Origin of the sequence: Clostridium sp. Marseille-P2415 (assembly GCF_900155545.1) — a bacterium.
GTDB lineage: Bacteria > Bacillota > Clostridia > Lachnospirales > Lachnospiraceae > Lacrimispora.
On record NZ_LT732526.1, the window covers coordinates 2569382 to 2589782 of the forward strand.

Genomic DNA, 20401 nt, shown 5'->3' on the forward strand with positions numbered 1-20401 from the left:
GCAATCCTCATAGCTTTTACAAAATAACACAGGAAATCCTGCATTCTCAAATCATATTGTATTTTAACCGCATTTGGTATATTATACATCCTAGACTACCAAACAGCAGGAGGAATTACTATGTACAGCTTTAATAATGATTACAGCGAAGGCGCACATCCGAAAATCCTGGAGGCCATGATAAATGCCAACTTAATCCAGAATAGCGGATATGGATTGGACGACCACTGCATCCGTGCCGAAAAACTTATCAAACAGGAAATCGGGCGAAAGGATGTGGATGTCCATTTCCTCGCAGGCGGCACTCAAACCAACTTAATCACCATAGGCACTGCCCTTCGTCCATGGCAGGCGGTTATCTCCGCCGACAAGGCACATATCAATGTCCATGAAACAGGTGCCATCGAGGCCACCGGTCATAAAGTTTTAGCCATGCCATGCAGGGATGGAAAGCTGACTCCTGCCCACATCCGGAATGCTCTGGATCTCCACACCGATGAACACATGGTTCAGCCTAAAATGGTCTATATCTCCAACTCCACTGAGGTCGGAACCCAGTACACCAAGGCAGAGCTTGAAGCCCTTCACCGCATCTGCCGTCAAAAGGATCTATACCTGTTTCTGGATGGTGCCCGCATCGGCTCTGCTCTCACAAGTCCCGTAAATGACTTAACCCTGGAAGACATCGCCGGACTTACAGACGTATTCTACATCGGGGGGACAAAAGGCGGCGCCCTGTTCGGAGAAGCTCTGGTGATCTGCAACCCGGATCTAAAGCCGGACTTCCGCTTTATGATCAAGCAGCGCGGTGCCCTGCTGGCAAAAGGCTGGCTTTTGGGAATCCAGTTTGAAGAACTGTTTCAGAACAATCTTTTCTATGATTTGGCTTCTCATGCCAACGAGATGGCAGCCATCCTGAGGAAAGGAATTGAAAAATGCGGCTATGCTTTTCATTCTGAATCCATGACAAACCAGCTTTTTCCCATCTTCCCCGACGAGGTCATTGCAAAACTGGACAAAGACTATCTTTTCTCCATTCAGGAACGGATCGATGACAGCCATACCGTCATCCGGCTGGTCACCTCCTGGGCTACCGGCGAAGAAGCCTGCCGTCAGTTTATTAAGGACCTGGAAGCATGCTGAGACGATATCATTTTAAACAACTGCTCCTTCTTCTGCCGGCCTATATAATCCTTGGCGCCCTGCTGCCATTTATGCATACCAGGCAGGTAGGAGAAGACTTTAAGAAGAGATTCCGGCCGGAAACGTTCTATGGCAGCTCCCCGTGCACAGACAGGGCCCGCATTGTGGAAGACAGCCAGGATGCGCTGGATACGCGGATCCAGATGATTCATCAGGCTAAAGACCGCATCGTCCTGACCACATTTGACATCCGGGATGGAGAAAGCTGCCGGGACATCTTCTCCTCCCTGGTCGAAGCGGCGGACCGTGGAGTGAAGGTCCGGATTTTAGTGGATGGACTAAGCGGAGTTGCCCATATGAGCGGGAATCCTGTTTTCTATGCAGCAGGATCCCATCCGGGCATTGAGATTAAATTTTATAATGTGCCCAATCCATTAAAGCCCTGGACCTTTAATGGAAGGATGCATGACAAATACCTGATTATTGACAACAGCCTCCTGCTCTTAGGCGGCCGTAACACTTATGACTATTTTCTCGGAGAATACAATCAGGACAAATTAAGCTATGACCGGGATGTCCTCATTTATCATGCCCCAGGAAAAGAAAACTCCGGCCAATCGGGCGTACTGTCTCAGACGTACCGCTATTTTGAAGAGATCTGGACTTCCGAATACTGTAAGACAGTATTTAAAAATCCCTCCTGGTTCATGAAACAAAAGATCCCCGGAGCTTTGAACCAATTAGAAGACCATTACCGCGTTCTGGCTGCAAAAAATCCAGACCTCACTTCTCCGGGAAAAGATTATACCAAAGAAACCGTCCCCATTAACAAAGCTACCCTGATCTCCAACCCCATCCATATCTTTGCCAAAGAGCCCTGGGTATGGTATCAGGTCCAGTATCTGATGGAACATGCCGAAAACAAGGTTATGATCCACACTCCTTATGCCGCATTAAGCCGTGATATGTATCAGGGTATGGAAGCCATTGCATCAAACGTTCCCTCGGTAAAGCTACTGCTTAACGCCACTTCTGTGGGGGACAATATTATGGCCTCATCTGACTACACAAGAAACCGCAAAAAGATTCTGAATACCGGAGTCTCCCTGTACGAATATTTCGGAGACCGGTCTTCCCACGGGAAATCCTTCCTTATAGATGACCGTTTATCCCTCATCGGCTCCTACAATCTGGACATGCGTAGCACATATCTTGACACCGAAACCATAATCGTAATCGACGGAGAAGAACTAAACAGACAGCTGGGAGCCTGTATTGACGTCCTTGCCGCATCTTCCTTAAAGGTGGAGCCAGACGGTTCCCTGGAATCAAATGACAAAGTCCCTGTCATTCCATTGACCAAAAGGGAAAAAATTTTCTTTGCCATAACCTCCCGTTTGTTCCAGTTAATCCGGTATTTAATTTAAAAAGCCCGCTGACGGCCGGCGGTAAAATACACCAACCCTCAGAGGGCTTTCTACAATCATGATACGTTATTTTAATGCCTTTATGGCTTCCATGAGCTGATTATCTTCCTCATGTTCTATCTTGATCTTTGTTTTCAAATCCTCATTTAATTCCACCGCAACATCCGGTTCCAGGCCTTTTCCATGAAGGTCAAACCCGCTTGGAGTATAATAATGGGCCACCGTCATCTTAATCGCGGTTCCGTTATCAAGAGGAAACAGCGTCTGGACGATCCCCTTTCCAAAGGTTTTTGTCCCCACCAGCTTCGCTCTGTCATAAGCCTTTAAGGCTCCGGAAAATACCTCCGATGCGCTGGCAGACTGTCCATTGACCAAAACTGAAATCGGTATATCAAGCTCGTGTCCGTCGGAAGCGTAATATTGCTCCCCTTCCCCATTCTTATCCGCCATATAAACCAGAAGTGTCTTATTCTTCTTGGTCCTTACAAGGTTCGGGTCTCCCTCAATTACCAGATCATCCGGAAGAATATAATCCAACATGGAAACAACTGCATCCACAACTCCGCCCGGATTATTTCTTAAATCCACAACCATCTTCTCCATGCCCTGTTTTTCCAGGTCATCAATGGCACTCTTAAACTGATCCGCTGTAACCGTATCAAACTGACTGACGGAAATATAACCCACATGATCTGCCAGCATTTCATGCTCAACGGTAGGAACAGTGATCTGACGGCGCTCCATCGTCATATCCACATAATCACCCGTATCCTGGCGCAAAACCGTAACAGTTACCGGTGTTCCTTCCGCCCCCTTGATATGGTCCTTCACCACCAGCTCCAAATCCATTCCGGTTACTTCTTCATCGCCGACCTTGTAGATCAGGTCTCCCGGCAGCATCCCTGCTTCCGCGCCGGGCGTTCCTTCAAATACCTTGGTAACCGTAATAATACCGGTGGTAGCGCTCTGGCTGACCATGACACCGATTCCGCAATATTCTCCGGCCGTATCTTCCATTAACTTATCATACTCGTCAGCGGTATAGTAAACCGTGTAAGGATCCTCTAACCCATACAGCATCCCCTTGTATATCCAGTCCTCCACGTTTTTCGTGTCTTCATCAAAAAGATAATACTTATCGATCACTCCCTGAATTGTCTGGATTTTCGCTGAAATCCGTTTTAGGTCTAAGCTTCCTTCCTGATTCTCCGCACGTGCGGATTCGGCCGTCTGCCCGTTCCCATCCATGGCGGTTCTGCCAATCAGAAATATCCCCAATGACATACCTACAATAACAAGACCTGCCAAAGTGGTCAGAAGCGCTCCGACCAGAGCACCCTTCCAAAATTTATTCTTACTTTCCACTGTTATTCTCCTATCTAGCTCTTTATGGGCTAACGTATTTCGCCGGATTTACATAACTGCCATTTACCCTGATTCCAAAATGAAGGTGCGGCCCAGTCGAATATCCGGTAGAACCCACTTTTGCAATTACCTGCCCCTGCGACACTTCCTGTCCGGCCGATACCAGAAGCTCCGAACAGTGCATATAAACGGTGTAAACACCTCCGCCATGATGAATCATAATATAGTTGCCGGCAGAATAACTGTATGTAGATATCGTCACGGTACCGGAGGCTGCCGCCACGATGCCGCTCCCTGTGGAAGCGCTGATATCAATACCCTGATGATTGGAGGAAGCCCCTTCCGTAGGAGACTCCCTGTCACCGAAGCTCGAGGTGATCCTGTTTCCGGATGGGCAGGGCCATATAAAATTAATATTCCCGATAGACACCGTATTATACGTTTTTCCGGCCTGTTCAGCCGCTTTCCTGGCCTCTTCCTCTTTCCGGCGCATTTCGGCTTCCATGGCCTTTATCCGCTGTTCCTGAGCATCTATGTCCTTTTGAAGTTCGGATAAGCTACCCTGATTCGCTGCGATCTGCTTTTGATAATTGGCAAGCTCCGAGTTTTTCTCCCTTACCAGGCGTTCCACATCCTGCTGCCTTTCTTCAGCAGCAGTCTGAAAGGCGGCCAGCTCTGCATGCTCTGCCGACAGCTTTTCTTCTCTTTCTCTTACCTCTTCCCTGGACCTTTCATAGCTCTCCAGCATTTTCCTATCATATGCAGCAATGCTGCTGATATATTCCGCCCGGTTAAAAAGCTGGGTGAGATCGGCTGACTTAAACAACAAGTCAAGATAATTCGTCTCACCCTTTTCATACATATATTGAATTCTCAGCTTCATATTCCGGTACTGGCGGCTTTCCGCCTCCTTCGCCGCCTCCAGATCCGCATTTGCAGCTTCAAGCTCTGCTTCCTTCCCCGCGATCTGGGAATTAAGAGCAGTCAACTGCTTTTCCAGGGAACCCAAATTCGCATCGAGTCCATTTATATATGCTGCTGCATCGTTCTTTAATCCTTCCAGCTCCTTTAAAGTCGTCTCGATCTCCTTCTTTTCCTCTTCCAGAGAAGAAGCTTTCTCCTTCGCCTCATCCATATCAGTTTTTGTACCATAGGAAGGAAATATGCATGATACGGCGAGCAGGAAACCAAGTCCTGCTGCAAACAGCTTTTTTCCAAATCTCATGGACATCTCCCCTTATACCTTCAGATGTTTCCGAATGGTAAAGAAACTCACAAAGAACCCGATCCCTACGCCAAGAGCCAGTGCTGTTAACGCCATATACGGGAAAATGGCTTCTACCGGAAGGAACTGAAACAGCCCCGATAAAATACTGAATTTCGTGACCACATACTCGACCGTAGAGCGGTAAAGAAAATAAATGGCAATCAACGGAATTGAAGCTCCTACCAGACCAATGATGATTCCTTCCACAACAAAAGGCGCCCGGATCATATAATTGGTTGCACCGATCAGCTTCATGATCTGGTTTTCATTTTTCCGGAAAGCAGCAGCCACCGAAATGGTATTGCTGATCAGGAAAATAGCAACCGCCAGAAGCACACCGATAATCAACATGGAAAGAACACCGATCACCTTGCTCAAGCTGTTCATTCCCTCTGCTGCTGTCTTGGAATAATTGACTTTTCTGACTCCCTCGATTCCCTTTAACCAGTTGACAATCTGATCCTGATCCACTAAGTCTTTTAAAAATACCGTATAAGAGGATGAATTGGCAAGGGGGTTATCTTCTTCAAATCCCTCAGCCAGATCCTGCATATCGCCAAAGTATTCCTTCTTCGCTTCCGCCCACGCCTCCTCTGCTGACGTGAATTCCACTTCCTTCACTTCTTCTCTGGCTTTGATCTCATTGCCAATTTCCCTGATTTTGTTATTGTCCAGCCCTTCGTTAAAAAATACTGTAATTCCTACGGTGCTTTCTGTATTTTTGACTACATACTGCACATTAATGACAATGGAAAAAAACAGGCAGAACAGAAAAATGCAGGCGGAAACTGTCGCAATGGATGCCAGAGAAAACAAAATGTTCCTGCATATATTATTTACACCTTGCTTCAGGCAATACCAAAATGTACTAATCCTCATATGTATAACCGCCCTTTTTCTCGTCGCTTACAATGGTTCCGCGATCCATCGCGATAACCCGTTTTTTCATCCTGTCTACAATTTCCTGGCTATGGGTAACTACGATTACCGTGGTCCCCAGCTTATTGATCTCATTTAAGAGTTTCATGATCTCCATGGAATTGTGCCCATCCAGATTACCTGTGGGTTCATCCGCCAGAAGGATTTCCGGACGGTTAATCAGAGCCCTGGCTATGGCAACACGCTGCTGCTCTCCGCCGGACAACTGCTGAGGGAAAAACTTGTATTTTGAAGAAAGTCCCACCATCTTCAGCATGGCGGGAACCGATTCTTTTATGCTTCTTGTTGATGCTCCGATAACCCGCTGTGCAAAAGCCACATTTTCGTAAACATTCCGATCCTTTAAGAGCCGGAAATCCTGAAAAACCATACCGAGCTTCCTGCGGTATTTGGGTACAAATCTTCCCGGCATCTTACTTAAATTCATGTCATTGACAACAATCTTACCGGAAGTAGGCTCCACTTCTTTTAATAACATCTTTAAAAGAGTGGACTTGCCTGAGCCGCTGCGGCCAATGATAAATACGAATTCACCGTCCTGAATGGTCATACTGACATTGCGCAGCGCTTTGTTTCCGGCCTCATATGTTTTACTTACATTCCAAAGTTCTATCATCTTAGTCCTCTAACTCTTTGTGCTTTACGTACTTTTGCTTGGAGGGGTGCTGCGGGGAGGAAGGAGTTGCGTTTTTTTATACCGCCGGGAATCTTATTGATGTTTTCCTCTGCCCCGCAGTGAAACCTCGATTACGCTTCGCTTCATCTCGGTTTACGGGCTTCGCCCTATGAAAAGAGTCAGCAATACATTTGCTTTTGCGCAAGCGCAACGCAAATGCATTACTGCCTCTTTTCACACTGCTCATGGCTGGCGCTAATAGTCCTGGTTTTCCATATATTTCATATATTTTACTACCATCAGCGCAATCTTAAAGGTGATGGCATCCTCAAATACACGCAGATCCAGGCCGGTACTCTTCTGAAGCTTATCCAAACGGTACACAAGTGTGTTCCTGTGAATGTAAAGCTGTCTGGAAGTTTCGGATACGTTTAGACTGTTTTCGAAGAATTTATTAATGGTGGTCAGAGTCTCCTCATCAAACTCATCCGGTGACTTTCCATCAAAAATCTCTTTGATGAACATGCGGCATAAAGGCAGCGGAAGCTGATAGATCAGACGTCCGATTCCCAACTTGCTGTAAGCGACTACATTCTTATTGCTGTAGAAAATCTTACCTACATCCATAGCCATTTTAGCTTCCTTATAAGATCTGGAAACTTCCTTGATCTCGCTGACAATGGTACCAAATGCCACATTGACCTGAGTCATGGCCTCGGTATTGAGCATGTCCAGAATCGTATTGGCAGTCTTCTCCAGCTCTTCGTAGGTCTCGCCTTCCTTTACCTCTTTCACCAGGATGATATTCTTCTCATCCACGGCAGTAACAAAATCTTTGGTCTTGGCAGCAAATAAATTGCGGACCGTCTCCAGTGCATTCACATCCTTCTCATGCTGGGTTTCAATAATGAATACGACCCGCTTGATGTTTGTTTCAATGTGAAGCTTCTTTGCCCTGTTATAGATATCCACTAAAAGCAGGTTGTCCAGCAAGAGGTTTTTAATGAAATTATCCTTGTCAAATCTCTCTTTGTACGCAACTAACAGGCTCTGTATCTGGAAAGCGGCAAGTTTACCGACCATATAGACATCATCGCTTCCTCCCTTGGCAAGGAGGATGTATTCCAACTGGTGCTCATCGAAAACTTTAAAAAACTGATATCCCTGGATTACCTGGCTGTCGGCCGGAGAATCCACGAACGCCAGGATTGAACTTTCATAATCTTCCGCATCAGGAAATGTGGTTGCCAAAACCTTTCCTTCTGTATCACAAATACACAGATCAATTCTTGTTATCCCTTTTAATCCTTCAATGGTCGTTTGAAGTATTTGATTCGAAATCATGGCATATTCTCCTTTTTCGTAAATTTACCTTATTCTATATTAATGCAAAAATAAAAAAAAAGCAAGCGAGTATAGTACCCGCTTGCTTAAAATTTCATAAAATTTAGTTTAAAACAACGTTCTCTGTATCTTTATCGAATACATGAATCTTTGTTAAGTCAAGGGCGAGCTTGATGGTATCGCCAGGTCTTGCAGTCGTACGAGGATTTACTCTTGCTGTAAAGTTTACATCCTCTACATCGAAGTATAAATAAACTTCAGCACCTAACAGCTCGTAAACTCTGATGGTAGCGTCGATTACGCTTGCCGGAGAGGTTTCAATGAAAGCCTCTTCATCATGTAAATCTTCCGGACGAATGCCTAAGACAACAGTCTTTCCAACATATCCGGCACCTTCCAGCTTCTTGGCCTTTGCTTCCGGAAGAGCGATTGTATTGCCGCCAAAGGTTAAAGTGACATCGCTTCCGCTCTTAGCAACGGCTGCTTCGATCAAGTTCATCTGAGGTGCACCGATAAATCCGGCAACGAACTTGTTGCCCGGCTTGTCGTATAAGTTCTGAGGAGAGTCAACCTGCTGGATAACGCCATCCTTCATAACTACGATTCTGGTACCAAGGGTCATAGCCTCTGTCTGATCATGTGTTACGTAAATGATGGTTGCCTGCAGTCTCTGGTGTAATTTGGAAATCTCAATACGCATCTGTCCTCTCAGCTTTGCATCAAGGTTGGATAACGGCTCATCCATTAAGAACACCTTCGGATTACGTACGATAGCACGTCCCATAGCAACACGCTGTCTCTGTCCGCCGGATAAAGCCTTTGGCTTACGGTCTAACAGATGCTCAAGATCAAGGATCCTTGCAGCTTCATGAACCAGCTTGTCAATCTCATCCTTTGGGGTTTTTCTCAGCTTTAAGCCAAACGCCATATTATCATATACAGTCATATGCGGATACAGGGCGTAGTTCTGGAATACCATTGCGATATCTCTGTCCTTTGGCTCTACATCGTTCATTAATTTGCCGTCAATGTAAAGTTCACCGGAAGAAATGTCTTCCAGGCCTGCAATCATACGAAGGGTTGTAGATTTACCGCATCCGGATGGTCCAACGAAAATAACAAACTCTTTGTCAGCGATGTCCAGATTGAAATCCTTAACTGCTTCAAATCCGTTCGGATATCTCTTGACAATGTTTTTCAGTGATAAACTAGCCATCTTACTAATCCTCCTAAAAATAAAGTGTATATTCTCTGTTCTGAACCAACAGCCCCCACAGCTGCGGCTCCTTGTTTCTGAAATCATCATACCCGAATTGTTTTTTTTTTACCATATTGTTATTTACCAAAATCCATTTCGGCCTTTTGGCTAATTTGTATAACCATCAAAAAAAATGACTGAAACGTCAAAATATCAAGAGAATGGCTCGGACATTTCTGTCTATATTCGATAGCCTATGACGGATACTCCTCTGTTTTGGTCATAAACCACAAGGCGGTGTCGAAATTGCTGACTCCGCCTTGTTGATTTTTATGTCATTTTATTGTTTTCTCACCAAAGCGTTCAGCCACCTGACGTCAGAATGACCGGAACGCATATCCTCTGTTTCCCAAAGCTTTACTATTTCAAAGCGGCCGTTATCCCTCAATAGCTCCGTGATGGAATCCGCCGTAAAATCGCTGAAATACCGTTCTCCACGAAATCCCTCAAAATCCCCAAGCTTATAAGACATATAAAGGATTCCTTTATCATTTAAGGCCCTTGCTATCTTTGTAAGAATGTCAGACAGTTCCTTTTTCGGAATATGAAGTAAGGATGCGCATGCCCAGATTCCATCAAAAACATTGTCAAAATCCATTTCTTCAAATGTCATCTGAAGCACTTCCAGACCGGTATGGATTTCTGCCAGCTTGCACATCTCCTCCGATGCGTCAAGCAGCGTTACATCGTATCCCAGGTCATAGAAAGCCAGGCTGTCCCTGCCTGATCCGCAGCCCAAATCCAGGATGGTATCACCTTCTTCCAGGAGATCCAGAAATTCCTTCCTGATCTCTGACATATCCTGATTTACTGTTTCTTCAAATTCCTTTGCCGCATACTTATTATAATAGTCTATCGAGTCCAAAATAATCCTCCTGTTTTCCGCTTTCCCGCTATTTAATCTTTTCGATCTTGTTTTCCGATATCTTAATTTTACCTTCTTTCAGAAGATGTCCCACCGCCCGTTTAAATGCATTCTTGCTCATGGAAAACTCCCGCTTGATCATCTCCGGATCTGCCTTGTCCGTAAACGGCAGACTGCCGTCAAATTGTGTTTCAATTATCTCAAGAACCCGGCTGGAATCGGCATCCATCTGAATATAGGCCTTCTGTCTGGGGCTTAAATCCAGTTTCCCATCTTCCCTTACCTTGGTGACCCGCGCAGTAACCTCATCGCCTTCCCGGTAGTTTTCAAAAACTTCTTTTTTCGGAATCAGTCCGTAAAATTTATTATCTACCGCTACAAAGGCTCCCAGAGTATCATTGATTTCATAAATGATTCCGGTCACCTGATCATCCTTCTTATATGGAGACTGGTTGCTCATATGGGAATAGACCCGCATCGTAGCCGCCAGGCGCTTGCTCTTATCAATGTACAGGGCAGCCAGTACCTTCTCCCCCGGCCGGACCTTATGGGTCTGTTCCTTAAAAGGAAGCAGTAAATCCTTCTCAAGCCCCATATCGAGAAATGCACCGATCTTTCCCACTTCTTTTACGTTAAGTACAGCGGTTTCACCCACCTGAAGCCTGGGGGCTGCAGTAGTGGCGATCAGCCGGTCTTCGGAATCCTTATAGATAAAAACGGCAACCTTATCTCCAGGCTTTGCTCCTTCCGGTACCTGCTTTTTAGGAAGCAGCACGGATACTTCACTGCCTTCCTCCTCTCCCACATACACGCCGAACTCTTTGACCCTCTGCACGGTCAGGGTCTGCATCTTTCCTAATTCTATCATCTTATATCCTCTCTGTTGTTCCCCGCAGCCAGATGACTGCGTAAGCTGCCCCCTGTTCATCACACAGGGAAACGGTGTACCCTTCCTCTGTCCGACTTACACAGGGATAAACTGCATCTCCAAAGACTGCCGCTTTCTTATATTCAACCCTCAGTTCCGTCACCTCCACTTCATCCGGAAGTACCTCCCTGGCAATCTCCACATACTTGGCATTGTTGACATGATGGTTGGTGTCTATATGATGCTTTCCAATCATAACCGGCTCTTTTGTATCATATACTGCAGACATCCCGATCTTACGCGGAGCATAATCCATTTCCAGCTGCTCTTCCCTGCCAAACCCATATCCCCGGATATCTTCCGGCCTGATTTTTACCGGACGCCCCTTTTCCGTATCAAACAGAAACCATACCGAATTGGCTCTTACCAGATATTCTCCTGCCTTATCGCATATCGTAAAATTCCGGTATCCGTAAAAGCCCTTTAAATCATAGGGCCAGGTACTGATCTCAATTTCCTCGCCCAGCACCGGGTAGCGATCCACCACAATCTGCCAGGAGGAAAGCCACCAAGCCTTATGGCAGCCCGTCAAATAGGATATCCCCAGACCGTTATCCTCTGACTGAAACGTAGAGCAATCCTGCAGATAATTCATGATGCCTGTCAATGTCAGTCTTCCATATTCATCAGTCTCACTATAACGTACCCTGCTGCCAAATGTATACATTCCACACCTCTCATCAAAATTATATAACATTATAAAGCATTTTCATGCTCTTGTCCATACTAACCCGAAAGACCTGCCCCCGTCTTCCGGAGAAATTCTATCAAAAACCCGGCTTTTAACAGTAATTTAACAGTTCTTGATAATGCAAAAAACGGAACCTGAAAGGTTCCGTTTTGATACTGGGCTACAAGGATTCGAACCTTGAAATGACGGAGTCAGAGTCCGTTGCCTTACCATTTGGCGATAGCCCATCAATACAACAAGAAAGATTATACAAGATCTTTCTACATTAGTCAAGCCTTTTTTAAGTCGATTTCTCTGCCCATAAAATATATTCCTCTTTATAGCCATCCGCACCATGACCTATGGACAAGCATTAGCTCTGATTTCACTTATCAAAGCATTAATTTGACATATAAATTAACAAAAAACCAATAAACACAAGATTTTTCTTGTAATTACTGGTTTTTTTATCACTGGGCTACAAGGATTCGAACCTTGAAAATGACGGAGTCAGAGTCCGTTGCCTTACCATTTGGCGATAGCCCATCAGTGCAACGAATGTATTATACTATAGCTTTTTATTCCGGTCAAGCATTTTCTACAATTTATTACAATTTATTTCCCAAAAAGCTCATCAGGAAGAGCTTCCCGCTTTCGCAGGCTCTTCCTGATTTTTTGTTGTATGGGTTTCTTCCTGGGAAACGGTTTTTCCGGTCTCCGTCACATTCTCCGCCGTCTCAGACGAGCTTTCCCTGGCAGGGTCCGTCTGCTCCGCTTGCGTCGTCTCTTCACTCTCTTCTTCCGTCATATCCGGATCTGCATTTCCGTCTCCGATCACAGGGGTTTCAAAAACTCCCTTTACGGTTGTCTGTTTCCCGATTTTGGGAGAAATGCCCCCCAGGACAAAGGTATATTCCGTAGCTCCCTCAAGCCCGGTCACATTGATTTCACAATAATCGGAATCCGTATCACCAACCTTGGCAGAATAGGTATTTCCATCTCCATCCTTTACAGATACAGTAGGATTTTTCCACTTCACCTTGGTCTTAAAATGAACCATTATGACTCCGTTCTCATAATCCACATAATCAATTTTTATTTTTTCTGTCGATACGGCCTCCTGATCCGAAGAGGTCTCCTGTGCTGTTGCAGCAGGAGTTGCGGCTGTCGGCTGGATCTGAGACTGGGAGGGCTGTAAGGCGGTCTGACTTTCCGTCACGGCCGGAAGCACTTCTGTAACAGATTCTTCCACCGTCGTAGAAACCTCCGTCTTGGATTCTGCCGTGGCCGCAGACAGCGATGTATGTGTCTGGGCTGTCTCCTCCGTTACGCTCTTCTTTCCGCCCACCGCATAAGAGCGCTCTGTGATTACTTTTGCAATCTCCTCCATGGTCAGAGGTGCCAGTTCTTTCATGTCTTCTATAGTTAAAGAAGAATTCTGCGCAATCAGCTCCTTTAAGAAATAAGCCTTTCCATAAGAAATCTTATATTCACCTGCCAGCTGTTTTACCTCATCTTCTTCAATCACCTGCTGGTCATATACGACCGCCTTCAGCTGTTTTTCCTCCAGTGTATTTTGAATGTCACTTACCACTTCGGAACGAAGGCTTGAAGCCTTCTTGATGCTGTCATTGGATACTGTTACGAGAATGGCATTATCCAGATCATCCAGATAACCATGGGTAACCATGGAGCCAATCACGGCATTGACCGCAACATTTAAATCCACACCCTTTAAATCCATATCCTTCATAATGCTTTCTGCATCGTCATTCAGGGCCTCTGCTGCCAGGATCTTATTCTTTCTGTTCACGGTCAATTCCACACTGGGATTTACATCGATTCCAATTACCGAGTCCACTCTTCCATTCTGGTACGTATACGTTCCGCCGGCCAGCGCAATCATGCAGAGGCATGCAGCAGTCAGTACACCGATCACCCTTCGCCTGATGGCGAAAACCACTCTGGCTGTCTCTTCCTTTTTCTGTGGTGTGCTTAAATCGATCCGTTCAAGAACATTGGGAGTCAAGTCGCAGACCGCAGACTTTAGGCAGGCTTCGATCTGTTGTCTATTCAATTGTCTGCCATTAAATTCTGCCATATCAAAGCCTACTCCTCTCTCAAATAATTTTCCAATTTTTTCATAGCACGGTTATATCTGGAAAGAGCTGTAGCCAAAGGGATCTTAAGGCTGGCAGCGATTTCTCTGTGCTTCATCCCCGCAGAGGTATGAAGCAGAACAATCTCTCTTTCCTCTTCCTTAAGAAGCTGAAGTGCGGCAAGAAGCACCATCTTATCCGCCGCCATCTCAATCTCCGGACAGACTTCTCCTGTTTCTGATCCTGTTAAATCCTCTAATGTAACATCCGAATCATGTTTTTGTTCCCGGAACTTCATGTAACACAGATTCCGTGCAATGGTAAACATCCACGCCAAAGGCTTCCCCTGGGATTTATAGCCTGATGCAGAAGTCCATATCTTTAAATATGCCTCCTGCATGATCTCCTCTGCATCCTGGGGGTGCTTAACAACGGACAGGATAAAGCTGTACATTGTCCGGTCTGTATTCTGATATAGCTGCCGAAAGGCCTCCTGGTCTCCATCCGCAACTTTTTTAAGAAGCTCTTCGTCGCTCAAACGGCCGTAATCCTCAGGCCTGCCAAGGCTCATCAATCCCATAAATAACATGGATCCGATTTCCTTTCTACTAAGTTAATGCGGAATACTGTCATCTTATTGCATAATATGGAAAAATTTTTATTTCCTTATTTTTCCACCCCAAAACCGCTTTCCGCCGTTATGATCAGACAGCACCGTTTATCCCTTTCAGTTACCCTCTTTGTGATTTCTTCCTTTAACCATTCCCTTTTCTTCCTGTCATATTCCCTCGGTACCACCAGGTCAAAAATAAGATTAATTTGATTTTTACCCTCTATCATACGAAAATCGTGGAATGAAACCCTGGAATCTATTTCCTCTAACACATTTTCCACCATACAGCCAAATTCCCTGACTCTGGAATCCTTTGTTTCCACCGGATCCATGTGAATGACCAGAAATATGCCGAATCTTTTTAAAGCTTCTCTTTCTATGTTATCGATGATCTCATGGGATACCTCCACATTTACATCATTCGGCACCTCTGCATGAATGGACGCCATGCTTCTGGAAGGACCGTAATTATGTACGATCAGATCATGGCTTCCGATAATTCCATCGTAGCTTTCCACAAAATCAGTCATTTCCTCATACAGCTTCGGGTCAATCGGTTCCCCAATGAGAGGCGTCAGAGTATCCTTTGCAATTTTCACACCTGCCCACATAACGATAAGGGAAACGACCAGACCGACAATGCCGTCAATGTTAAGTCCCCATATTCCGTAAATCAGGATCGAGAGTATGGTAGCCGAAGTGGTAACCACATCTCCAAGAGAATCCGCTGCCGTGGCCTTCATGACCGCAGACTGAATTCTTTTTCCCAGCGTATTGTTAAAAAGACTAAGCCACAGCTTTATACAGACGGAAAGAAGCAAAATAACAATGGATACGGCTTTAAATGTCATCTCTTCCGGATGCATCATTTTCCCGACCGAGGTTTTAAAAAGGGAAAATCCAACCTGAATAACGATAAATGCCACGATAAATGCGGAAATGTATTCCACCCTGCCATGGCCAAAGGGATGATCCTCATCCGCTGGCTTTCCGGCCATTTTCACCCCTATAAAACCAATAATGGAGGAAGCGGCATCGGAAAGGTTGTTAAAGGCATCTGCCATTACGGAGATGCTGCCCACCAGCAGACCGATAAAAAGCTTGGCACCGAACAGGATCACATTGCAGCAGATTCCCACTGTGCTGGTCATAAGTCCATACCTTGTCCGCACCTGTGCGTCATCCGTATTTTTATAATCCCTGACAAATGTCCTTACCAAAAACTCCGTCATACGACTCCTTTCCCAACTCTTTTTCTATTCCTTATAATGGACCTGTTCCAGAAAAAGACCTTCCGGCGGTGCCGTGCAGCCTGCCGCATTCCGGTCCTTTGCAGCCAGAATTTCCTTCATTTCTTCCGCCTTACGCTGTCCTAATCCCACCTCTATCAGCGTCCCTGTAAGTATCCTGACCATATTATATAAAAAGCCATTTCCCGTATAACGTATAAAGAGGCGGCTTCCCTGCTGTTCAAATTCAATTTTTTTTATGGTCCTCACCGTGGATTTCTTCATTTTGCGGTTGGAACAAAAGCTCTTAAAATCGTGTTCTCCAATGAAAAATGCTGCAGCCCGTTCCATGGCCTCCACATCAAGAGCCTTCAAAAGACCATAAATATATTTTCTTTCAAATACCTGTTTCCTCTCACCCATTTCGATCCGATATAGATAAGTTTTTTCCTCTGCGTGAAGCCGGCTGTGAAACCGGTCCGGTGCACGCTCCACCGATTTAACCGCAATGTCCTCCGGGAGATACTTGTTTAAGTACTCCTTAATCTCCGGCTCCGGCATCTGCACATCCCCAAGGAAATTTGCCACCTGGGCCAATGCATGTACACCGGCATCCGTTCTCCCTGAGCCATGTACCTCCACAGGCTGTCCGACCATCCGCTCTAAGACATTCTCTATTTTTCCTTGAACGGTCTGTTCCGTATTCCCCTGCTTCTGCCAGCCGTCATAGCGGCTTCCGTCATATTCCAGTACCATCCGGTAATTTTTTATCATATAATTTCTCCATTCTTTTCTTCGTCAGCATTATGACAGCCACGATCAGCGTACCAAAGGCCACTCCTGAACAATCCAGCCATACATCCGATATCTGGCCGGATCTTCCATTCACAAAAAGCTGAATGGTTTCATCCACAAACGGAACCATATAACCCGCTGTTAAATGGATAAACCACCGTCTTTCTCCGCCAATACCATGAGATAGGATACAACCGGATAACAAAACTCCAAATAAGGTGTACTCTGAAAAGTGCCCCGTTTTGCGGATTATGTGCTCCGTCAGCCATTGAATGCTTATCCCTGACGCTGCCAGAAATTCCCGGGCCAAGCTTAGCACTTTTCCGCTGTCTGCCGATGAAACCGTAGCTGGCTTCATGGAGTTTGAAAATACAAACAGTACATAAAGCACGGTCACTGCTGTCCAGATATATTTCTTTTTCATGACTGTTTCCTCAGGATACCGCTTTTATCCACCATTTGAGCAGCCTGGACCAGCACTTCTTCATCCTGAACCAAAGCCAGTCTTACATATCCTTCTCCGGATGGTCCGAAAGCGCTTCCCGGCGTCACTAAAATTCCGGCCTTTTCCACCAGCTCCACGGCAAATTCAGTTGAATCCTGAAACCCTTCCGGTATCCTGGCCCATACGAACATGGTTGCCTCCGGCTTTTCCATCTTCCATCCGATCCGGGTCATGCTGTCACAAAGAGCATCCCTCCGGCTTTCATACGCTCTTCTGGTATCCTCCACACAGGACTGGTCACCCGTAATTGCCGCAATGGCTGCCTTCTGGATTGGCAGGAACATCCCGTAATCCATATTTGATTTCAGAGTCTTAAGCTTGCCTACCACCTCTTTATTTCCAACGCAAAAACCAATTCTGGCTCCCGCCAGCCCATAGGTTTTGGAAAGGGAATTAAATTCCACTCCAACCTCTTTTGCTCCGGGAAATTTAAGAAAGCTCCCGCATTCCCTGCCGTCAAAAACCAGCTCACTGTAAGCATTATCATGGAGAACGATAATATCATTTGCCCTGGCAAATACAATAAGTTTCTCGTAAAAAGAATCCGGAGCCATAACAGTTGTAGGATTATTGGGATAGGAAACAATCAGAAATTTTGCTTTTTTCGCAACAGTTTCCGGAATATCATTAAAATCTATAATATATCCATTTTCTTTTTTCTGAGACATATAAAAAATGCTGGCTCCTGCTATCATGGGTCCATCTGCAAACACCGGATAGCAGGGGTCCGGAACAAGCACCACATCACCTTCATCTGCAACAGATAAAGCAATATGGGCCAGCCCTTCCTGAGAGCCCAGCAGAGAACAGATTTCAAAAGCCGGATCCAGGTCCACGCCATATCTTCTATGATACCATGCTGCCACGGCCTCAAGGAGTTCCTTCTGGTCACTGATGGCATATACGTAATTTTTCGGATCTGCCGCCGCCTGGCACAGAGCATCTGTAATATGCTTTGCCGGCGGTATATTCGGTGCACCCACGCCTAAATCAATTACAAGCTCTCCCTTTTCTTCTTTCTGTCTTTTCATTTCCAACAGCTTTGAAAAGATGCCTTCTCCAAAACGGTCCATTCTTTCAGCAAACTGCATGGGGCTGCTCCACCTCTATCTTTCCGTAATTTATCATAATCTTTGTTATTATAGTACAAAGGCAGTTATAATACAAGGACAGCCATAAAAAAATTCCCCAAAAACGGCCTGAAACCGCATATTTGGGGAATTTTTCTCTTATGGTCCTACCGTAACCGGTACGCCTAAATTGCAGTAACTCCATAAAACATTCATGGCATCGTTATCAACCGCAACGCATCCATGTGTGGTTCCGTCGGGAACCCTGCATCCATGAATCTCTATGGCTCCGCCAAGAGGCGTATCCCATGGCGGCTGCTCTCCTGCCAGATTGGCCTTTACAATTTCATCCCGCTGAGCCTCTGTAATAATTCCATCTGCAAATCCTCTTTCCGCATCTTTAATGGCAGGATAGGAAAGGCCCAATGCCAGATAAGCTACGCTTTTATCGTTTCTTGTGCATACATAGAACTCCCCGCTGGGCGTTCTCATGTCACCTTCCACCTTTTTATTTCCTTCCGATGATGAAGCTCCCAGAGAAACCGGATATTCTGCGATCAAAACTCCATTCTGTTTTAAGGTCAGGGTCTTGGTCCTCTTACTCACATATATGGATACGCCATTGACCGAAACGGATTTAGCAGTACCAATGCCTGCCCCAGGTCCGGATACAGGTTCCGCATACCCTGTAATACCAGATGACACAGCCAAAACTATGGCAAATACCATTGCTATCAGGCATTTATTTCTTTTTCCTGCACACGTCATTATTCCAAACACTCCTTTTTTGTAACATTATACCATCCATTTTCCAATCCATCATTTACAATATTCTTACATTTCTACTCAAATCTGAATCTGAAACACTGCCTTTGCTCTTACGTTAACGCAGACAATTCAAATAAGCCAATACAGCTCTTAGGCATCCTTCCACTCCTGCCAGACTGCTTTCCAGACACAGGTGATAATTTTGTGCCTTTCCCCATTCATTTCCGGTATAATACTGATAATAGTCTTTTCTCTTTTTATCCACTTCCCGGATTTTGCTTTCCATCACCTCAGGTTCCACTCCGGTCCCAAGAGAATTCATTCTTCTGAGGCGGTCCTCCAGCCTGGCAAATACAAACAGGTTAACGCTGTTTTTAAGTATCCTGTCCGCACAGCGTCCAACAATGATGCAGGGGCCCTGGTCCGCCAGCTTCCGGATGACACGGGATTGGGCCAGAAAAACCTGATCCGACATGGATACTTCATATATAGAGGAAAATGGAGAATAAAGATTCAGTTCCAAAGACTCCAGCAGAACCGGGATATGCTCATCATAATGAAGGAATGCCTCCTCTGCCAGACCGCTTTCTTCCGCTGATAAAGAAATCAACTCCTTATCATAAAACGGGATCTCCAGCCTTTCTGCCAGCTTCATGCCCAATTCCCTTCCGCCACTGCCAAATTCACGGCTTATTGTAATCACCTTTTCCAACATACGCTCCTCCTTATCTTCTATTGAGCAAACGTCTTTATCTCCCCCATCATATTCTTTGCATTCAACACAGCTGTAAAATGGGCTTTAAGAAGCAGGGCTTCCATGATTCCAATACGTTTTCATCTGTCTTGTTACATCTGCATTTTACCACATTCTTAAATTCCTGTATACCACATTTCCCGGATGCTCATCATACCAGAATTATTTTACAGTTATTGCTTTATGAAATTTCCAGTATATGTTATAATATACGGAAAAAACAAATTTCAAAGGATTTTTCGTAAATGAAAAAATATAAATTTACCTCTGGAACAGGTGCAGCACTACTGGCGTTGATTCTTCTATTATGTTTTATTAAAAGGCACTGGCAGAATCAGGCTATTTCAATAATTGGAGGGGCAGATGGACCCACAAGCATTTTTATCGCTGGAAAACTGGGAGACCTTATACCTCTTTGTCTCATTTCGGGAATACTGATTCTACTAATGGCTGTTCTTATTTATTTTCTTAAAAATAAAAAATAAAACGCCTCCAACTCTTTCATAGATACAGGACATAGGTCATTAATTTATGGAATTCCTGAAATTATGGTATCTCACTATGGGATAAAGAATGGGAAGCATGATACGAATTCAATTATTTATAGTATACTGATTATTTTTTACAGAATTCCATCTTTCTCTGTAAAATTCAGACCGAATCATTTACATGGCAATTAAATGGATTTTTACTGCTTCAAGAATTGAAACAATATCGCACATCACATCACCAAATACCTGGGTCAC

At 45.1% G+C, this 20401-nt stretch carries 20 protein-coding genes and 2 tRNA genes; 3 read left to right on the forward strand and 19 right to left on the reverse strand.

Annotated features, from left to right (window positions below):
• Positions 1-120: 120 nt before the first annotated feature.
• Together BQ9856_RS16625 and BQ9856_RS16630 are read left to right on the forward strand one after the other, a co-directional pair.
• Positions 121-1143, forward strand: a complete 1023-nt coding sequence (locus BQ9856_RS16625) for a threonine aldolase family protein (protein WP_077612038.1) — start codon at positions 121-123, stop codon at positions 1141-1143.
• A complete protein-coding gene (locus BQ9856_RS16630; RefSeq protein WP_077612039.1) occupies positions 1137-2570 on the forward strand; it encodes a phospholipase D-like domain-containing protein in 1434 nt (477 codons plus the stop codon). Before BQ9856_RS16625 ends, BQ9856_RS16630 begins: the two co-directional genes overlap by 7 nt.
• 66 nt (positions 2571-2636) lie before the next feature.
• On the opposite strand, the gene BQ9856_RS16635 is transcribed toward BQ9856_RS16630, so the two are convergent.
• The 19 genes from BQ9856_RS16635 to BQ9856_RS16725 all read right to left on the reverse strand — a co-directional run bounded on the left by BQ9856_RS16635 (position 2637) and on the right by BQ9856_RS16725 (position 19616).
• Positions 2637-3935 (reverse strand): S41 family peptidase, encoded by a 1299-nt coding sequence (locus BQ9856_RS16635; protein WP_077612040.1) that lies wholly within the window; start codon positions 3933-3935, stop codon positions 2637-2639.
• A gap of 22 nt (positions 3936-3957) precedes the next feature.
• Positions 3958-5160 carry a murein hydrolase activator EnvC family protein gene (locus BQ9856_RS16640; RefSeq protein ID WP_077612041.1) on the reverse strand — a complete coding sequence of 401 codons (1203 nt, stop codon included), beginning with the start codon at positions 5158-5160 and terminating at the stop codon, positions 3958-3960.
• Between the two features lie 12 nt (positions 5161-5172).
• Positions 5173-6081, reverse strand: coding sequence for a permease-like cell division protein FtsX (gene ftsX, locus BQ9856_RS16645; RefSeq protein ID WP_077612042.1), 909 nt, complete (start codon positions 6079-6081; stop codon positions 5173-5175).
• On the reverse strand, positions 6071-6757 hold the full coding sequence (ftsE, locus tag BQ9856_RS16650; RefSeq protein WP_077612043.1) for a cell division ATP-binding protein FtsE: 687 nt from the start codon (positions 6755-6757) through the stop codon (positions 6071-6073). The genes ftsX and ftsE overlap by 11 nt, the downstream gene beginning before the upstream one ends.
• Before the next feature lie 255 nt (positions 6758-7012).
• Entirely contained in the window at positions 7013-8101 is a 1089-nt protein-coding gene (locus BQ9856_RS16655) for a PucR family transcriptional regulator (protein ID WP_077612044.1), read from the reverse strand.
• Positions 8102-8204: 103 nt separating this feature from the next.
• Positions 8205-9317, reverse strand: coding sequence for an ABC transporter ATP-binding protein (locus BQ9856_RS16660; protein ID WP_077612045.1), 1113 nt, complete (start codon positions 9315-9317; stop codon positions 8205-8207).
• Positions 9318-9639: 322 nt separating this feature from the next.
• Entirely contained in the window at positions 9640-10224 is a 585-nt protein-coding gene (locus BQ9856_RS16665) for a class I SAM-dependent methyltransferase (protein ID WP_077612046.1), read from the reverse strand.
• Positions 10225-10252: 28 nt separating this feature from the next.
• Positions 10253-11092, reverse strand: coding sequence for a CvfB family protein (locus BQ9856_RS16670; RefSeq protein ID WP_077612047.1), 840 nt, complete (start codon positions 11090-11092; stop codon positions 10253-10255).
• Position 11093: 1 nt separating this feature from the next.
• Positions 11094-11819, reverse strand: a complete 726-nt coding sequence (locus tag BQ9856_RS16675; RefSeq protein WP_077612048.1) for an acyl-[acyl-carrier-protein] thioesterase — start codon at positions 11817-11819, stop codon at positions 11094-11096.
• A gap of 179 nt (positions 11820-11998) precedes the next feature.
• Positions 11999-12070: transfer RNA gene (locus BQ9856_RS16680), tRNA-Gln, on the reverse strand.
• 225 nt (positions 12071-12295) lie between these two features.
• Positions 12296-12368, reverse strand: a tRNA-Gln gene (locus BQ9856_RS16685).
• An 88-nt stretch (positions 12369-12456) separates the two neighbouring features.
• Positions 12457-13923 carry an anti-sigma-I factor RsgI family protein gene (locus tag BQ9856_RS16690; protein WP_077612049.1) on the reverse strand — a complete coding sequence of 489 codons (1467 nt, stop codon included), beginning with the start codon at positions 13921-13923 and terminating at the stop codon, positions 12457-12459.
• Between the two features lie 8 nt (positions 13924-13931).
• Positions 13932-14510 carry an RNA polymerase sigma factor gene (locus BQ9856_RS16695; RefSeq protein WP_077612050.1) on the reverse strand — a complete coding sequence of 193 codons (579 nt, stop codon included), beginning with the start codon at positions 14508-14510 and terminating at the stop codon, positions 13932-13934.
• Between the two features lie 77 nt (positions 14511-14587).
• Positions 14588-15766: a cation diffusion facilitator family transporter gene (locus tag BQ9856_RS16700; RefSeq protein ID WP_077612051.1), complete on the reverse strand. Its 1179-nt coding sequence runs from the start codon at positions 15764-15766 to the stop codon at positions 14588-14590.
• A gap of 24 nt (positions 15767-15790) precedes the next feature.
• Positions 15791-16537, reverse strand: coding sequence for a tRNA pseudouridine(38-40) synthase TruA (gene truA / locus BQ9856_RS16705; protein WP_077612052.1), 747 nt, complete (start codon positions 16535-16537; stop codon positions 15791-15793).
• The gene (locus BQ9856_RS16710) at positions 16503-16982 is read right to left on the reverse strand and encodes a VanZ family protein (protein ID WP_077612053.1); all 480 of its coding nucleotides are present in this window, start codon (positions 16980-16982) and stop codon (positions 16503-16505) included. The genes truA and BQ9856_RS16710 overlap by 35 nt, the downstream gene beginning before the upstream one ends.
• Entirely contained in the window at positions 16979-18154 is a 1176-nt protein-coding gene (locus BQ9856_RS16715; RefSeq protein WP_077612054.1) for an aminotransferase class I/II-fold pyridoxal phosphate-dependent enzyme, read from the reverse strand. The genes BQ9856_RS16710 and BQ9856_RS16715 overlap by 4 nt, the downstream gene beginning before the upstream one ends.
• A 138-nt stretch (positions 18155-18292) precedes the next feature.
• Positions 18293-18901 (reverse strand): L,D-transpeptidase family protein, encoded by a 609-nt coding sequence (locus BQ9856_RS16720; RefSeq protein WP_235839237.1) that lies wholly within the window; start codon positions 18899-18901, stop codon positions 18293-18295.
• 115 nt (positions 18902-19016) lie between these two features.
• Entirely contained in the window at positions 19017-19616 is a 600-nt protein-coding gene (locus tag BQ9856_RS16725; protein WP_442855539.1) for an AAA family ATPase, read from the reverse strand.
• 284 nt (positions 19617-19900) lie between these two features.
• Between BQ9856_RS16725 and BQ9856_RS24600 the strand changes: the two genes are divergently transcribed.
• Positions 19901-20140 (forward strand): hypothetical protein, encoded by a 240-nt coding sequence (locus BQ9856_RS24600; RefSeq protein ID WP_077612055.1) that lies wholly within the window; start codon positions 19901-19903, stop codon positions 20138-20140.
• Positions 20141-20401 lie beyond the last annotated feature (261 nt).

What these genes read in the sequence shown, in the direction of transcription:
- BQ9856_RS16625 (WP_077612038.1), top strand. Translation starts at nt 121, where the DNA reads ATGTACAGCTTTAATAATGATTACAGCGAAGGCGCACATCCGAAAATC.
- BQ9856_RS16630 (WP_077612039.1), top strand. Translation starts at nt 1,137, where the DNA reads ATGCTGAGACGATATCATTTTAAACAACTGCTCCTTCTTCTGCCGGCC.
- BQ9856_RS16640 (WP_077612041.1), bottom strand. Translation starts at nt 5,160, where the DNA reads ATGAGATTTGGAAAAAAGCTGTTTGCAGCAGGACTTGGTTTCCTGCTC.
- ftsX (WP_077612042.1), bottom strand. Translation starts at nt 6,081, where the DNA reads ATGAGGATTAGTACATTTTGGTATTGCCTGAAGCAAGGTGTAAATAAT.
- ftsE (WP_077612043.1), bottom strand. Translation starts at nt 6,757, where the DNA reads ATGATAGAACTTTGGAATGTAAGTAAAACATATGAGGCCGGAAACAAA.
- BQ9856_RS16655 (WP_077612044.1), bottom strand. Translation starts at nt 8,101, where the DNA reads ATGATTTCGAATCAAATACTTCAAACGACCATTGAAGGATTAAAAGGG.
- BQ9856_RS16660 (WP_077612045.1), bottom strand. Translation starts at nt 9,317, where the DNA reads ATGGCTAGTTTATCACTGAAAAACATTGTCAAGAGATATCCGAACGGA.
- BQ9856_RS16670 (WP_077612047.1), bottom strand. Translation starts at nt 11,092, where the DNA reads ATGATAGAATTAGGAAAGATGCAGACCCTGACCGTGCAGAGGGTCAAA.
- BQ9856_RS16675 (WP_077612048.1), bottom strand. Translation starts at nt 11,819, where the DNA reads ATGTATACATTTGGCAGCAGGGTACGTTATAGTGAGACTGATGAATAT.
- BQ9856_RS16690 (WP_077612049.1), bottom strand. Translation starts at nt 13,923, where the DNA reads ATGGCAGAATTTAATGGCAGACAATTGAATAGACAACAGATCGAAGCC.
- BQ9856_RS16695 (WP_077612050.1), bottom strand. Translation starts at nt 14,510, where the DNA reads ATGTTATTTATGGGATTGATGAGCCTTGGCAGGCCTGAGGATTACGGC.
- BQ9856_RS16700 (WP_077612051.1), bottom strand. Translation starts at nt 15,766, where the DNA reads ATGACGGAGTTTTTGGTAAGGACATTTGTCAGGGATTATAAAAATACG.
- truA (WP_077612052.1), bottom strand. Translation starts at nt 16,537, where the DNA reads ATGATAAAAAATTACCGGATGGTACTGGAATATGACGGAAGCCGCTAT.
- BQ9856_RS16710 (WP_077612053.1), bottom strand. Translation starts at nt 16,982, where the DNA reads ATGAAAAAGAAATATATCTGGACAGCAGTGACCGTGCTTTATGTACTG.
- BQ9856_RS16715 (WP_077612054.1), bottom strand. Translation starts at nt 18,154, where the DNA reads ATGCAGTTTGCTGAAAGAATGGACCGTTTTGGAGAAGGCATCTTTTCA.
- BQ9856_RS16720 (WP_235839237.1), bottom strand. Translation starts at nt 18,901, where the DNA reads ATGACGTGTGCAGGAAAAAGAAATAAATGCCTGATAGCAATGGTATTT.
- BQ9856_RS16725 (WP_442855539.1), bottom strand. Translation starts at nt 19,616, where the DNA reads ATGTTGGAAAAGGTGATTACAATAAGCCGTGAATTTGGCAGTGGCGGA.
- BQ9856_RS24600 (WP_077612055.1), top strand. Translation starts at nt 19,901, where the DNA reads ATGAAAAAATATAAATTTACCTCTGGAACAGGTGCAGCACTACTGGCG.